Source organism: Desulforhabdus amnigena, from assembly GCF_027925305.1.
In the GTDB taxonomy this organism is placed as follows: domain Bacteria; phylum Desulfobacterota; class Syntrophobacteria; order Syntrophobacterales; family Syntrophobacteraceae; genus Desulforhabdus; species Desulforhabdus amnigena.
In genome coordinates this window covers 2766999-2782873 of the sequence record NZ_BSDR01000001.1, presented here as the reverse complement: position 1 = coordinate 2782873, position 15875 = coordinate 2766999, and the positions used below count along the sequence as shown (strand labels likewise).

Annotated in this window: 11 protein-coding genes; 4 read left to right on the top strand and 7 right to left on the bottom strand. The window is 53.1% G+C overall.

The genetic code is table 11. The annotated features are described in order from the left end of the window. The first annotated feature begins 34 nt into the window (after positions 1 to 34). On the top strand, positions 35 to 2341 hold the full coding sequence (locus QMG16_RS11840; protein WP_281794440.1) for a dynamin family protein: 2307 nt from the start codon (positions 35 to 37) through the stop codon (positions 2339 to 2341). Here QMG16_RS11840 and QMG16_RS11835 read toward each other — a convergent pair. Further along, entirely contained in the window at positions 2250 to 3200 is a 951-nt protein-coding gene (locus QMG16_RS11835; protein ID WP_281794439.1) for an RluA family pseudouridine synthase, read from the bottom strand. The genes QMG16_RS11840 and QMG16_RS11835 overlap by 92 nt on opposite strands. After that, complete coding sequence (locus QMG16_RS11830) at positions 3187 to 3558, bottom strand: FmdB family zinc ribbon protein (RefSeq protein WP_281794438.1); 372 nt, start codon at positions 3556 to 3558, stop codon at positions 3187 to 3189. Before QMG16_RS11830 ends, QMG16_RS11835 begins: the two co-directional genes overlap by 14 nt. Positions 3559 to 3774: 216 nt before the next feature. Between QMG16_RS11830 and hslO the strand changes: the two genes are divergently transcribed. After that, a complete protein-coding gene (gene hslO, locus QMG16_RS11825; RefSeq protein WP_281794437.1) occupies positions 3775 to 4656 on the top strand; it encodes an Hsp33 family molecular chaperone HslO in 882 nt (293 codons plus the stop codon). A gap of 151 nt (positions 4657 to 4807) precedes the next feature. After that, positions 4808 to 6370 carry a 2-isopropylmalate synthase gene (locus QMG16_RS11820; RefSeq protein WP_281794435.1) on the top strand — a complete coding sequence of 521 codons (1563 nt, stop codon included), beginning with the start codon at positions 4808 to 4810 and terminating at the stop codon, positions 6368 to 6370. 91 nt (positions 6371 to 6461) lie between these two features. Here QMG16_RS11820 and QMG16_RS11815 read toward each other — a convergent pair whose 3' ends face one another. Together QMG16_RS11815 and QMG16_RS11810 are read right to left on the bottom strand one after the other, a co-directional pair. Continuing rightward, positions 6462 to 7631: a class I SAM-dependent rRNA methyltransferase gene (locus tag QMG16_RS11815; protein WP_281794433.1), complete on the bottom strand. Its 1170-nt coding sequence runs from the start codon at positions 7629 to 7631 to the stop codon at positions 6462 to 6464. A gap of 77 nt (positions 7632 to 7708) precedes the next feature. Continuing rightward, on the bottom strand, positions 7709 to 7978 hold the full coding sequence (locus QMG16_RS11810) for a hypothetical protein (RefSeq protein ID WP_281794431.1): 270 nt from the start codon (positions 7976 to 7978) through the stop codon (positions 7709 to 7711). Between the two features lie 698 nt (positions 7979 to 8676). Between QMG16_RS11810 and QMG16_RS11805 the strand changes: the two genes are divergently transcribed. Then, entirely contained in the window at positions 8677 to 9330 is a 654-nt protein-coding gene (locus tag QMG16_RS11805) for an LOG family protein (RefSeq protein ID WP_281794430.1), read from the top strand. A 203-nt stretch (positions 9331 to 9533) separates the two neighbouring features. On the opposite strand, the gene QMG16_RS11800 is transcribed toward QMG16_RS11805, so the two are convergent. From QMG16_RS11800 to QMG16_RS11790, 3 genes are read right to left on the bottom strand one after another with little or no spacing between them, the layout of a single operon-like run. After that, positions 9534 to 11021, bottom strand: coding sequence for an Rne/Rng family ribonuclease (locus QMG16_RS11800; protein WP_281794428.1), 1488 nt, complete (start codon positions 11019 to 11021; stop codon positions 9534 to 9536). 1 nt (position 11022) lies between these two features. Then, positions 11023 to 12402 carry a CoA activase gene (locus QMG16_RS11795; protein WP_281794426.1) on the bottom strand — a complete coding sequence of 460 codons (1380 nt, stop codon included), beginning with the start codon at positions 12400 to 12402 and terminating at the stop codon, positions 11023 to 11025. Further along, a complete protein-coding gene (locus QMG16_RS11790; RefSeq protein ID WP_281794424.1) occupies positions 12390 to 15482 on the bottom strand; it encodes an acyl-CoA dehydratase activase in 3093 nt (1030 codons plus the stop codon). The genes QMG16_RS11795 and QMG16_RS11790 overlap by 13 nt, the downstream gene beginning before the upstream one ends. Positions 15483 to 15875: the final 393 nt, after the last annotated feature.

The following is a 15875-nucleotide window of genomic DNA, read 5'->3' as shown; positions in this document are numbered from 1 at the left end:
ACGCATAATCACGCCCGTACTACGACGGAGAGCCATGAACGAATATCTGCAATTCAAAGGAAAAATCCAGCAGCGAGTGGAGATGCTTGAAGGCGCCGTCCGCGAATTGGAGTTGTCGGGGTTGGCGAAAAGAGGCGTGCTTTCGCGCTGGTCGGAGTCTTTGGACCAGGTAAAAACTTCCCTGCAGGATTCCCTGGTGCGCATTGCGGTGGTAGGGGCTGTCAAATCGGGCAAGAGCACCCTTATCAATACGCTTCTTGGAAGGGATCTCTTGATGCGGGGAGCAGGAATCATCACGGCGTTCATTACCCGCATTCAGACCAACGGGCGGGTCGGCGGCTGGGTGGAGCTCAAACCATGGGCACAGATTCAAAAAGAGCTCAATGCAAGCCTTCGCATGTTCCCTCTGTACCAGGAAGAGATGTCGGAAAGCGACGCCCTGGACATTCGGTGCGCCGAGGACCGCGAGCGGCTCAAAGCTTTCCTTGACAGAGCTCAGATAGAGTGGCAGCAGAACCTTGGGCGGCTCGACCCCCATTTCATCCTGCTGAAGGGATATCTTGAAGGATACTTTCAGCTCAGGGACGAGATGGACGAGGATGTCCGCCGCCTCGTTTTGGATGAAGATTCCATAGGACGGCACCGGCATTATGTCGGGCGGGAAGGGCAGGCCGTTTACGTTCGGGACATGGAATTGCACTACCCTGTACCCTGGCTGGGGCAGAGGGTGGAAATCGCCGACTGCCAGGGGAGCGACTCTCCCAACTCTCTTCATTTCGAATTGCTTCAGCGGTATCTTTTGAAAAGCCAGTTCATTCTTTATGTGATCAGCAGCCGCACGGGGCTCAGGGAAGCCGATTTCAAGCTCCTGGATTTCATCAAAACCCTTCGCATGTTTCCTCAGACCTTTTTCATTTTGAATGTGGATCTCGATGCACACCCTCATGTGGAGGATTTGAACGCTCTTGTGAATCGGGTCCGAAGCGAGCTCTCCTGGGTGGTTCCCCGGCCGGCTCTTTTCGCCTTTTCGGGGCTCTATCACCTGATCGACCAGCTGCATGAAGAACTTCCCGAACGCGAGGGGCGCCGTCTCGAGTTCTGGAAGGAGGATGCGGCCCTTGCCCGCTGCACGGAAGGCGACTTTGCGGCTTTTCGCGAAGAGATGCGCCGAAGGATTGTCAGTCAGAGAACACGCATTCTACTGGGAAGCGGTCTGAGCCGCCTCAGCATGGTCGCCGCCGGCATACTGGATACGGCTCGAGCCCAAAAGCGATTCATTGATGAAAATCTGGGCAGCCTCAAAGAGTTCACCGGCCAGTTGAAAACGAAGCAGAAAGCGCTGCAGGGAACTCTGAGGACTCTCGAAAACGCCATTGCAGGGCTTCAGGATTCCGTCAAGCAGGAACTGGATCAGGCTGCGGATGGGTATTTTCACCTGAAAGAGGGGCTTCTGGTGGGGGAAACTCTGGATATGGTGGAACATTATCCCATCAGTGAAAAATATTATCGGGAACTGACCGATTACCGCCAATTTTTGCATAAACTTTATCACTTTTATCGCGAATTCAGGCAGTCCATTTCACGGTATTTGGTGGAAAAGGTGAATGTACGGGTGATTGAATTTGCTAAGGAGCAGGAAGCCTTCCTCCATGACAGGCTTTCCGAGTCTTCCCAATCCTTCTGGGCTTTGTTCGGGAGCGCTCTGGAAGACTACCGGCGTGAAATGGCTCAGTTCCAGATCGATCTGCGGGCTCCGGGGGACCTTCGCCACTGTCAATGGCCTTCCATGGAAATGATCATCCCTCCCACCTTCAGTCCCTTCATGGATCAGGAAGCCCTCGGGCCCGGTGTGCTCCTCATGAAGTTCGGACTGGGGTGCTTCACCCGCTTCCTCACGGGCATCAAGTCACGCATGGGAAAGCAAAGAGACCTTCTCCAATGGAGGCCTCAGGAAAGTGAAACCATTCAGGAAGCCGTCAGCCTGGTGAAGTCGGAAACCAAATCGGAACTCCTGCATGCGTTTCAAGAGTACCACAAGAGCTTCAAATTTCGATATCTCCACCGGCTTCTGGATGAGATGACCCGCTTTCTGCTGGAAGAATTTCGATTGCGGGCGGAAATGACGGAACTGGATTTTGTCGGTATTCTCAAGCAAAGCGAAGTGGAGGGAAAAGGACGGGCCGCCATGCGGGACCTTCTGATCCGGACGGTCGAGCTGACCGAGGGCATGGCGGCGGAACTGGATGAACTCAGGTGCCTGGTTCAGCTGGAATGGTTATCGAGTGAGGGGGAGGCCAGTCCGAAGGCACGGGAGCCGTCAGAACCAGTTCCGATTTCGTGATGGGGTGAGGGAGAGTCAGCCGGTAAGCGTGGAGATAAAGCCTTTTGGACGGAGGGCCTCCGTAGAGACGGTCCCCCAGAATGGGATGGCCTGCAGCTGCCAGATGGAGCCGTATTTGATGAGTGCGGCCCGTGAGAGGGCGGGCGCGAAGAAGCGTGTGATCCGCCTCCGCGTGGATGACTTGAAAAGCGGTTTCGGCATGTTTTCCGTGTCCCCTGGGGAAGACGCAGTATCGCCCCCCCTTCCGTCCGATATCCTCGTTTGAAATCCAGCGGGCTTCTGAAGGCTTTCCTTTTACCCACGCCAGATAGTCCTTCTCCACCTTGCGATGTTCAAAGGCTTCTCCCAAGCTGCGGTTGGCCGACCGGTCCAGGGCGAAGACCATGACGCCGCTCGTTTCCTGATCGAGGCGATGGTGGAGAGCGACATAGGGGCTCAAGGCATCTTTCCTTTCGAAATGGCGGAAGAGCGCGGCGAAGAGGTTGTTGTAGCCGTCGGCCGGAGTCTGCTGGCTGGGGACTCCCGGTTCCTTGTCGTAGGCCAGAAGATAGCGATCCCGATACAGGATGCGGCCAGGATCGATTTCATAAAAGCGGTGCACCCCGTTCCACGGCCAATAGAGGCGGATTTCCTCGTTTCCCTTGAGTCGCCGTGTGGGATTTCTTTCCTGTCGACCGTCGACCTGGACCGACCCGAAGTCGATGAGGTCCAGGGCTTCTTCATTGGATATGAGGGCTTCCCCCGCCAGGTGATCCACCAGAGGAACATTGCGGCATGCCATGTCCACATGCCAGTGAGTGAAATGGGGAAGGCCTGCGGAGGGAGGGGCGGGCCTTTTTCCGCCATCAGAAATTGTCATCGGCTGCGCTTCCTCCTGCATCGATGCCGCCTTTGGATTCTTCTTCCATGGCTTCTTCGACCATGGCGTCTACGTCCATATCTTCGCCCAGGTCGTCTCCCATTTCCCGCCCCATGGCCTTCATCCATTTGGCCATGCTTTTGGGATCGTTTTCATCCAGGCTTCCCAGCCGGGAGGGATCCGCCAGACGCTCCAGCCGGGTTTCTTCGGACATGCGTACTCTCACCCGGGATGGAATTCGGTGGATGCCCTCACTGCCGCAGAACTTACAGACTTCCTGAACGGGTTCGGAGACGCGAAAGGTGATGAATTCATTTTTCTTCCCGCAGTGCTTGCAACGGTATTCGTAGATGGGCATAAATCCTGACTCCTTGTTCCTGCAACGCATCCAATCGTTCGAATCCTTTTCCAGATCTTGATTTTATATTTTATTATCCCGATAAGGTTATGGAGACAAGCAAAACGTTCGGCAATTCTCATGCTGAAAAGCTCACACCTCCGACTGAAGCGGGAAGGTGTGTGGGACTGCGTTGAAGCAGGGCGCATCGAAAACCAATCATTGAGGATGAGGAGAATGTCTCAAATGGATTACCTGGTGAGGGTCATTTCCGAGGAAGCAAATGTAAGGGCTCTGGCCTGTGTCACGACCAATCTGGTGAATGAAGTCTGCCTGCGCCACGACACGTATCCTCTGGCCACTGTCGCTCTGGGGCGCGCCCTGGGAGGCGGGGCCCTGATGGGGGCTCTCCTGAAGACGGGGCAGACGGTGGCCCTCAAATTCGAAGGGAACGGCCCTCTCAAAAAAATCATCGTCGAAGCTGAAAGCAACGGGGTGGTCCGTGGCTATGTAGGGGAACCCAAAGCCGATCTTCCTTTAAAGGATGGGAAACTCGATGTGGCAAACGGCCTCGGACGGTCAGGCTTTCTCACGGTGACCAAAGATCTGAGGATGAAAGAACCTTATAAAGGAACGGTGCAGCTTTACACGAGCGAAATCGCCGAAGACCTTGCGTTTTACTTCATCGAATCGGAACAGATTCCATCGGCGGTGGGGTTGGGGGTCTACCTGGAACCGGATGGAAGAGTCTCTGCTGCGGGCGGTTTTCTGATTCAATCCCTTCCCCCTTCGAATGAAGAGATTGTGGATAAGCTGATCAAACAGATCGGCAAGCTGCCATCCATCACCGAACTTCTGCGGAGCGGGAAGACCCCTGAGGATTTGCTCGCGCTTCTTTTCGAGGGCATCCCCTACCATACGCTGGAAAAGCGCGCTATTGCCTTCCGATGCTCCTGCAGCAGGGAGAGGGTCGAAAGGGCGCTTTTTTCCCTGGGGAAGAAGGGGGTCGAATCCCTGCTTGCCGATCGGCAGAAGATCGAAGTTACCTGTGAGTTCTGCCGAGAGCACTATGTCTTCGATCCGGAGGACCTGACATGGATCCGTGGAGAAATGCAGTGATGCAACGTTGACTCCTTGACTCCTTTAACCTTATGCTTTTTTTTTGAAAAAAGTTGACAAGACCCTTTTTGCCTGCAACTATCACGAAAGAAAAGGCGTCAGAAAATCCAGGCCGGAAAGCTGATTGTTCCTAAGAGATGAGGAGGAGCCAATGGGGCAGGTTCTTATTTATGATACCACACTGCGCGACGGCATAAAATCACCGGGGACCATTTTAACGGTCGAAGAAAAGCTTCGAATTGCCAAGCAGCTTGCGCGTCTGCAGGTGGATGTTCTCGATATCGGATTTCCCGCAGCTTCGGAAGAACAGTACACGGTTGCGGAACGGATAGCCAAGGAGATAGAGGGACCGGTGCTGACGGTGCTGGCCCGGGCCACCAATTCGAGAGATTTCGATATTGCCTGGAGTGCCGTCAAAGATGCTCCGCGCGCGAGGATTCATACCTTTGTGCCCGCATCGCGGGAATACCGGGAACACTTCCTGAAAAAAAGCGCGGAACAGGCCCTTGAACTGGCTGTTGCCGCTGTCGAGAAAGCCAAAGGATTTACATCCGATGTGGAATTCTCGCTGGTGGACGCTTTTCGGGCGAATCCCGACGAGGTAGTGCGGTTGGTAAAGGCCGCCATTGAAGCCGGTGCCACTACGATCAATCTGGCCGATACCATCGGATGTGCCGTTCCTGCCGGTGTCAGTAATCTTTTCGGACGCCTGCGCAAAGAAGTGGAGCATTTCAACGAAGTCGTTTTCAGCATCCACTGCCACAACGATTTGGGACTTGCCGTAGCCAATTCTCTCACGGCTGTCACCGAGGGGGCGAAACAGGTTCAGTGTACGGTAAATGGAATAGGTGAACGCGCAGGAAACGCGCCTCTGGAAGAGATAGTGGTAGCCTTGCGTACGCATTCCGCTCATTTCAACGCTCAAACCAATATTCAACTGGACCAGATCTATCCCACATGCCGCCTGCTGAGGCGCCTGACCGGTATCACCATCCAGCCTCATAAGCCGGTAATTGGAGCCAATGTGTTTGTTTATGAATCCATTGTCCCTCAGCTGGCGGATTCCACGGAAAAGCCTCCTTTTGAAATCATCAATCCGCAAGATCTGGGCATTCAGAATGTGGGCGACCTTCTGAACTCGGAAACCAGCCTTGCGGTCTTCAAGACCCGGGCTGCAGAGCTCGGCTATGAAATGGAAGAGCCAAAGCTCGAAGAATGCTATGAAGCTTTCCTGGACTTGGCTGCCAAGAAGGAACTCGTTTACGATGCAGACCTTGAACTGCTCCTGGGGGAAAGAGCGGCTCTGGAACAGGTGCGCTATAGACTCCTTTATCTCAATGTGACTGCCGGTTCCATTTCCGTTCCCAATGCCACGGTCCAGCTGGAGGTGGACGGTCAGGTCGTCCAGGACGCGGGGTTCGGCCACGGACCCGTGGATGCCGCTTTCAAAACCATTTGCAAGATGGTCAAAAGGTTCCCTCGCCTGGTGCGGTATGAAGTCAATGCAGTGACTTCCGGCACGGATGCTCAGGGAGAAGTCACCATCCGCCTGGAGGAAAATGGATGCCTGGTCAACGGGCGCGCCGTGGATACGGACATTGTCCTGGCAAGCGCCAAAGCGCTGGTAGATGGTTTGAATAAATTGGAATCCATGCACGTGGAACCGGTCATTTCAGAATTCACCGACGAGGAAAGTTTTATGCCACGTCTCTAAAATGCGCCGGAACCCAAAAATTGAGACATCCGTAGCAAAAATATGGGATCATCAAATCGGGGCGGTTTTTTACCGCCCCGATTTATTCCTGTCAGAAAGCTTCGAGGAAATAACACTTCAGATAGTGAGTTTCGGGCATGGAGAGCAGAACCGGATGGTCCATGGCCTGGCCTCTCGCTTCCAGGAGCCGCAGCTGCCGGCCGGCAGCCTGAGCCGCTTGCAGGAGCATTTCCCTGAAGAGGCTTTCATTGAGGTGGTAAGAACAGGAGCAACTGACCAGGATTCCACCGGGTTTGAGAGCCATGAGGGCCCGTCGGTTGAGGTCCGTGTATCCCTTTTTGGCTTCCGCCAGGGCACTCCTGGTTTTCACGAATGCGGGCGGATCCACGATGACCACATCGAAGGCATGCCTGTTGGCACCCTTGAGGAAATGAAAGACTTCATCCCTTTGAAACCTGCATGAACTTTCGACTCCGTTGCGCAGGGCATTGTTTGCAGCCTGTGCGATGGCATCGGCGGACTGATCCACTCCCACCACTTCTTCCGCTCCGCCCAAGGCTGCGGAGAGACTCCACGCCCCATTGTAGCAGAAGAGATCCAGGACTTTCTTGCCCCTCACCCAGCGGCGCAGGGCCTGACGGTTATCCCTCTGATCCAGGAAGAGCCCGGTTTTTTGCCCTTCCAGCGGGGATACCTGAAATGCGATTCCATCCACATCCACCCAGTGTTCCGGAGGAATTTCCCCGAAGGCGATGCCTTTTTCCAGGGGAAGCCCTTCGAGGGTTCTCACTTGAGCATCGTGACGAAAGACCAAAACCCGCGGCTGCATGATCTCCATCAGAAGTTCCTGCACCAAAGGTTCCATGAGGGACATTCCCAATGTCGTGATCTGGTAGACCACCATGTCTCCATATCGGTCCACCACCAGCCCCGGCAGGCCGTCCGATTCCCCATAGACAGCACGATAGCACTGGGAATCGGGATATAAAAACTCGGCGCGGCGGGCTATCGCCTTCCGGAGAAGGCTGTGAAAGTAGTCTCGTGAAGGTTTTTGCCCCGCAGGGCATACCAGCCGGACCGCAATCAAAGAACGTGGATTGATGTATCCCGTGCCGAGAGGAACACCTTTGTGTGAAAAGATCTCAACCCAGCTTCCCGGTTCGAAATCCGAAAGGCTGTTCGAAATTTCATTGCTGAAGATCCAACGGTGCCCTTGAAGAATGCGCCTCTCTCTTCCCGGATGGAGTTTGACAGGTTTCATTTTCTATTTCTTGTCCCTTCTAACAAAAAAAGCGCCCGTATGAGGGCGCTCCGGTTTGCCGCTGAAAATCTTTTCCATCAACTGGCTTCAGCTTTGATGGACTCAAGGATGATGTGATAATCTTCAATCATGTCCGCCGAACCCTCTATGACCTCGTAAAGGTCGTCGAGATCCATATTGATGACGGCGTCCTTGTCCGGAGATTCTTCCTTCAGTTCAATCCATATCCAGTCCAAGAGCATTTCTTCAGAATCGTTGTAGCCTTCTTCGTGCTTATCTAGAGATCCATCAGCCAATTTCTTGCTGACATTCTTGATAGCTGCTTTCACAAAATCCTTCATTTCCATTTCAAACGGCCTCCATTATGATTTTGCACCTCAACCCCTCTTTTCCATTGAAATACCGGGAAAAAGAATCCAAATCCCATGGGGTCGACGATTATATCCTAGGCTTCATAGCTTATTTCCCAAGGTGATTCAATCTATTTATCCCCCTATTTCCCGGATTCCTCTCTTTTCAAACTCCTTGCAAAGCATCAGCAATTCCCATTTTGGGTGTCTCCCATGATCTTGTCGTTTCCGACATCTCCCAATACCCTTTCAAAAGGGGGACTTTAGGGAGTTGGCGGATTCCAATATCCAGTTATTCACCACGGAGACATGGAGGGCACAGAGAAGATTTTGGAATTTTTATGGAATTCCTCTGTGATCTTTGTGTCTCCATGGTAGATGGGGGATTTCAAGAGCAATTCTCTCTCTTATCCTAAAAATCCCTTGAGAGGGGGCAATGCATTTAGCTTCTTGCTTTTCCAGGACTCTCTTCTTAATATGACCTCTTTTATCACGATACCATAATGCAGTCCCTGCAAGGGTCTTTCAATGCCGTTCCCCTGAGAATGGACGGCAAAGTGGAGCTTTCGTCCGAATCTTCGTTTCCAGGCCAAAGTAAGGGGGACAAGTTATACTTGATAAAGATCCGGAGCAACATTTTTCAGGGGCATTTTGTCCAATGTGTGAGGTCGAATATGCAGAAGAGGAATTCGCAAATGTCTGAAAAACAGTATCTCATCGATGCCATGACGGTGAGTGATTCATGGAGGCTTTTTAAGATCCTGGCTGAATTGGTAGATGGGTTTGAAACCCTCTCGGACCTGTACCCTGCCGTATCTATTTTTGGTTCAGCCCGTGTGAAACCAGGCGACGAAAACTACGAAAAGACCGTCCTCATTGCTAGAAAACTGGCTCAAAACGGTTATCACATCATCACGGGCGGAGGGCCCGGGATCATGGAAGCCGGCAACAGGGGCGCAGCCGAAGGGGGGGCCAAGTCGGTAGGGCTCAATATCGTGCTTCCCCTGGAGCAGAAACCCAATCCCTACTCGAACCTCAAGATAGACTTCCAGTATTTTTTCGTTCGCAAGGTAATGTTCGTCAAGTATGCTCAGGCCTATGTCGGCATGCCCGGGGGATTCGGCACCATGGATGAGGTCTTCGAGGCGTTGACCCTCATACAAACCAAGCGCATCAAGCCGTTTCCAGTCATACTGGTGGGAAGCGATTACTGGGGAGGGCTGCTGGATTGGGTGCGAAGCAATCTGATCAAGAATGGGTACATATCTCCCGAAGATCTGGACCTTCTCACGGTCCTCGATGATCCCGACGAAGTGGTCCACACCATCAGGCGATATGTGATCGTTTAGGGTGGTAGAGGGTTTCCATGAAATCCATTCGATATGAAAAATCGGTGAAAGGGTGAGTCGGTGAATAGGCTGACTTATTTACCGCCCCACCGGTTTTCGTGGTTCGTTGTAACCCACAGGGTCATGAGGGAGGGCAATAGGTAGAGGGGAGAATCAAAGATCTCCCCTTGTTCTTATCCTTACTTCGAAAAATTTTCGTCCCATCAGGCGCTTGGGGGAGCTTCCTTGAGAACAAATTCCAGATGCCCTTCATGCGGCAAGAGAGAGGAAGATCCTTCAATGGTAATGGTAGCTTTGTAGCGATCTTCCAGATGGATGAGATCCTGTCGCTTTTGGTTGAGCAGATAGTTGGCCACGTCGATGGCAAACGTCCCTTTGATGGATGTCGGCTTTTTCTGCACGAGGGCCAGCCAGATCTTGCGGAAGTAGCAAAGGGCCGTTGCTTCGGGGGAGCGTATCAAGCCGGAGCCCTGGCATGTAGGGCATTCTCTGTAGGACCCTCGAAGGATGTTCAGGCCCAGGTGCTGGCGCGAGAGTTCCAGTAGTCCAAAGCGCGAAATGCGCCCTACCGTGATTTTGGCCTTGTCTTTTTTGATCTCTTCCTTGAGCCGCCGCTCCACATCGCGCATATGCCGGTTTTCGCGCATGTCGATGAAATCGATCACGATCAACCCCCCCAGATCCCGCAGGCGCAGTTGACGGGGAATTTCCGTGGCCGCCTCCATGTTCACCTTGAAGACCATTTCTTCCAGAGCACCGTCGCTGCTTGTTCTACCCGAGTTGACATCTATGGCCACAAGAGCCTCGGTGGGGTCGATGAGCAAATGGCCTCCGGATTTCAGGGGTACCTTCTTGCGAAAGATCTGTTCGATCTGGTCTTCCAGGTTGTACTTGCTGCAAATGGGAGCTTCTTCCTTGTAGAATTTTGCTAGGCGCTGATGCTTGGGGCTGATGATACGCAAGAAATCCTTTACCTGACGAAAGACTTCCCGGTCATCCACCAGGATCGATTTGATATTGGGGGTGAAGTAGTCTCGAATGACCCGTATGGCCAGATCCTGTTCTTTATAGATGATCGCGGGGGCAGGGGTTTCCTGGACGATTTTCTTGATTTCCTCCCAGATCCTCAGAAGATGATTGAGGTCCTTGGCCACTTCGCGTTTGGTTCGGTTTTCCGCGGCCGTGCGAATGATGATTCCCATCTCCTCGGGAATCCTGAGATCACGGGCCAGTTCCTTGAGGCGGTCCCTCTGCGTTTCATTTTCGATCTTCCGGGAAACCCCCCTCTGGGCCTGTCCGGGCATCAGCACCACATCTCTGCCCGCAAGGGAAATATAAGTGGTGAGCAGCGCCCCCTTGTTGCCGATTTCTTCTTTGACTACCTGGACGAGCACTTCCTGGCCCGGCTGAATGACGTTTTGAATGCGAACGGGTTCCACGGGTTCCTTGACATAATATTCCGGATGAATTTCCGGAAAAGGGAGGAAACCGTTCCGTTCTCTTCCGTAATTTACGAAAGCCGCCTGCAAGCTGGGTTGTACGTGTGTGATGATTCCTTTATAGATATTCCCCACGACTTTGCCGCGGGTTGCCGTTTCAATGAAGAAACTTTCCAGGGTCTGCCCTTCGACGAGGGCGACCCGGAATTCTTCCGGGTGAACGGCGTTGATGATCATGGTCTGTTGGCTCATTTCAATGCCTTAAAGTTTGTCCCGTTTTGCGGGATGCCAGATGCTGTCTGGCTTGATAAGCGAAAGTGCGCAGGGCCACCTCCCGATTGGGCTGAATGCCTCCGTCGTAAGGCGCATCGATGTATGGAACCTTCATCTTGTGCAGCAGGGGTTTCAAGACGGCGGTACAAATGGTGCTGGGCATACAGGTGAAGGGAAAGACATTTACGATCCCATCGAATCCGTGATGCACATATTCCAGAGCCCCCCCGATGCTGAGGGCCGCCTCGGTTCCGATATCGAAGCTGTAGAGGCGGTTGCGGTCCAGACGGCGCTCGATACTGCGAATGGTGTGGTCGGCTTCGATGTCCAGATGTTTCAGAGCACACCGATAGACCTGGTTCTGACGTCGGCTCTGGTATAGGATCTCTATTCTGTTGGCCAGCCATTGGCGTGAAATCTGCCGCATCGCTTTGTGGTCGCGGATCTTTTGGGCCAGTTTCCATTGGCGTTGGAGCTTTCTGGCCTGAACGAAAGTAATGAAGTTGATCCATTCTCCAATGGATGCGTCCACCACTTCCGCACCGAAGCGTTCCAGTTGTCGCACGATATTTTGGTTGGAATCCGGATGGCTGCGCAGGTAAATTTCTCCGACAATGCCGATGCGGGGGCGTCTCGGTTGATGTGGATCGATGAAGGAAGCCGCTGTGGCGACAATATCTTCCAGCATCCGGTACATCTTCTTGAAGTTGAGGTCAGCTCCCACCGTTTCAATCATTGAAACCATGGCTTCCAGGGCTTTTTTCATGAATTCGTCGGTCATCCCCGGACGCCACTCGTAGGGACGGACTCTCCAGACGGTCCGGTCCAATACATCGGCAATGATAATAGCCACATAACTGAGTCTCCGGAATGCTGAAGCCCGTTCGGGCGGCATAATGCTCCCCGTGGAATAAGCATCCTCCGTAGACAGATAGACAATGGGGACCTCCTTGAATTCTTCAAAGCGATCCAGAATCAAACGCTGCAGTTTGTTGTACATTCCGAAGCGGCACGGTCCGTCGGCTTCGGGGAGAAAATAAACATATTGTTCTGGGGAGAAGGCGGGCCCGAGGCGTTCCTTCTCCTTGCGAAGATGGTGTAGAATATCGCCCAAAGTGACCTGGCAGGGAAAACATTCCTTGCCCGATGTGAATTCTCTTCCCAGATTCACCCCCTTGTAGGTTTCCATTACGACCGCATCTGTGCCCATAGCGCGGAAACATGCCGCGATCAAATGCGATCCAAAAGGAGCCATTTCCGGGATCAGGAGGGTTTTCCCTGAAACGTCGGAAGGTTTTACTCCGACATCCAGACGATGGAAAGACGATGGGGGAGCAGGTGAGAGGGTTACAGATTCCATACCGCATCTCCTCCTGTTTTGGGGACGCAAAGGTTTTCTTCCGCACGGCAGCTGCGTGTGCTCGACCGCTCCTGAAGATTTTTTACGACATTCCGGTAAGCTTCCACCCGGGTCAGGATTCCCGCTACCGCGCTGTGTTCGTCCAGTTCCAGGATAAGAGCGGGTTTTTCCTTTAAAATGTGCCGATAAAAGTGTTCGATGAAAGAATCCGCTCCACAACTGAAATTGGTGAGGTGTACGCCATACCAGTTGGGGGTACGGGCGATTTTCTTGGCCGCCCGCAGGATCTTTGCGCCGAGGCCCCAATACATTTTGGGAAAATCCTTCAGATCTTCGGAATCCAGATCCAGGTAATCCTGGGGCAGGGCTTTGATCCCTAGCTTGGCGAGATGCCTCCCCAGCTGGAGGTTCAATCTTTCATCGTGCAGGTTGTAAGGCCGGCCCGTAATGATCCAAAGGGGTTCGTCCGGCGGGATCTGTTCGATAAATGCCCGGCCACGGCGAAGCAGTTCTTTACGGAAGTCATCTTGAGCCTTCCACGCCGCGGCTATGATCTGTTCCAAATGTGATGGATTGGGGCTGAGCTGTTTCGGCAAGCTCTTCAGAAAGGGCTCTACGAGGTTTCGCGGGCCGTCTTTCAAGTAGAGCGTCGGCCGAATCAAACGGTGGTCGGGGATCGTCAGGGCAGCCTTTACCATGTACTGCGAGCTCTCCACCAGAGGACAGAAAAAACCGCTCTCATGGGGTTCGGGCGCCGGCATGGTGATGACGTTGGGCAGAAAAAGGTAGTCGGTCCGTTCCATCAGATAACGCACGTGCCCGTGGAATACCTTCACGGGAAAACAGGTTTCCGCCGTCATGCTTTCAACGCCGCTCAATGCCAGTTTTGTGTCGGTCCGCGGACTGAAAACGACCCGGCACCCGAGTCCGGCAAAAAGATGCGACCAGAAAATTCCCCATTCCAGAGCGTGCAAAGCCAGCGGGATCCCAACTGTTGGGCTGGAAGAAGAAGTCTGGCTCTTGGCTGTTTCCGATGGAAACAGCGTCTTCTTTTCCAATGTCTCCTGAAAGAGCTGCTGCCGATCCAGGAAGAAATTCTTTTCGGGAAGCCCATCGTAGCGACTCACTTCGTAGCGCCCGCATTCCCCCCCCCAAATGCTTTTATGGCCTCCGAAATTATAAACCTTCAGCTTGCATTCATTGTGGCATTTTTTGTCCGCCCGACAGATGGTTTCAGAAAATTCCACTTGAATGTGTGCCAGTTCTTCCATCGTGTGGGCGGCATGAGTGATTTTTCCCTGTCGAAAGATTTCACGTACCTCCAGGGCTGCTCCATAGGCTCCCATGACTTCGCGGTGCTTTGGCACCAGAATCGGACGGTTCAGAACATTTTCGAAAGCGGCTACAATTCCCTGGTTGAGCGATGGTCCGCCGAGAAACATCACACGTTCGCCGATAGCCCGCTTTTCCACCACCCGGTTGAGGTAGTTGTAGACGATGGCATAGCAGAGGCCTGCGATGAGGTCTTCCCTCCGGGCTCCCTTCTGAGCATACCCCGCCAGATCGGATTCCATGAAGACCGTGCAGCGTTCCGCCAAATGAACGGGATGGGAAGAGGAAAGGGCGATTTCCTGAAATTCCTGCACGATATTGATCTTCATCTTATTGGCCAGTTCGTGAAGGAAACTGCCTGTCCCCGCGGCGCAGACCTTGTTCATATCGAAGTCGAGGGGATGTGTATCCTCGATGCTGATGTACTTGGAATCCTGGCCCCCGATTTCAAAGATCGTATCGATTTTCGGGTCTACGGCAACGGCGCCCCGTGCGTGGGCGGTGATTTCGTCTATGATAAGATCCGCGCTGAGAAAATCTCCCACTACATTGCGCCCCGATCCCGTGGTGGCGACAGCCATCACGTGGACCTTTTGTCCCACCTCCTGAAGGAGTGTTCGAATGAGGCTCTGGGTGACTTCAATGGGTTTTCCTCGCGTGGGAACATAACATTTGTGAAGAATATTTCCGGCATCGTCGATCAACGCATACTTGGTGGAGGTGGAACCGATATCCACTCCCAGGTATGCGGGAATGGGGCCATTTTCCTGGGATGGCCAGGGGGAAAGGCTGTTGTCGGTATTGAATCGCGTCTTTTTCAGCTCCAACCGGTCGGCATGGGGGAAAAGGAGGTTCGCCGACTTGTCCTTGCGTTCCAGGCGAGAGAGATCCACACGGTTCTGCCTGCCTTCCCGTTGAGTCTGTAAAGCGGTTCCCAATGCTCCCAGGGAAGCATGATAGGGAGGGACTTGAAGATGGGGAAAATAGTGCTGAAAGGCCCGGACTTGAAGCCGGTTCGATGCCATACCGCCGATAAAGACAATGGGTTCCGCCAACTTGCGGTTGCCCACAATGGTGCTCAGGTAATTGGCCGCATTGCCGTAGTGCAATCCCGCGATGATGTTGGGAAGTGTTTCACCCTTGTTCTGCAGATGGATCATGTCGGATTTGGTGAAAACGGTACAGCGGCAGGCGACGGGAGCGGGATAGGTGCTCTTCATCCCCAGGGCGATGAAGTCGTCCAGAGTGCCCTGCAGTTTTTCCTGGTTCATCTCGAAGTCGGCTCCATACATCGACATGGCCAGTCTTTCCGCCTGCTGGTCGATGAATGAACCTGTTCCGGAAGCGCATGGGCCGTTCATATTGAAAGCTTCGATGCGCCACAGGTCCCCTTCATAAGACAGTTGAAAAAGAGCGGCATCCTGACCGCCGATACTGATGATGGTGCGTACGCCTGGAAGGATCTGAGTGACTCCCGCTACTTGGGCAATGGATTCGACTTCGTAGGGGGCTTCAAGGATTTCGGCAAGCATTTGTCCATGGACGCCTGTGAAGGAAACAGACCGAATGTCGTCCATACCTTTCAGGAAAGGGGCCTGGAAAATAGCCTGGAGGATTCCAAGGGTTTCTTCATTGATGAGGCCGAAATGACGGAGGTAGGGAGTTTCCAGGACCACCTGCCGGTGTTCGTCAATCACCATGCAGTTGATGCTCACGGATCCAACATCAATTCCTACATCATATGCCATTCGTACATTCCTTTGTTTTCCACTCCCGCCCGCCGGCGCGGCGCGTTATTCGGTTTATCTCAAAACTTGCTAAGTACTGATCGCCATAAATTCGCGACCATTTGTGTAGAGGGTGAGCGGAAGTTTCTTAAGAGGTGTTTCAACCGGGCGTAAACCTGCTTCCACTATTCAATCCTGTCGCCAAATGAAACTCCAATGGAGATCACAGGCACAAAACAACCGTAATATAAAATTTTTATGATAATCGTTCAATCCTGTATTGAAAATTAAGTTTTCAAAGATTCCAGACTCATACAGCGTTTCCAGATAAAACTCTCTTGACATGAATGCACCATGACGAGAAATTGCTCCGGGTACAAAAAGCGAAGGCACCGGCCGGTGAAGGCTCCCGTT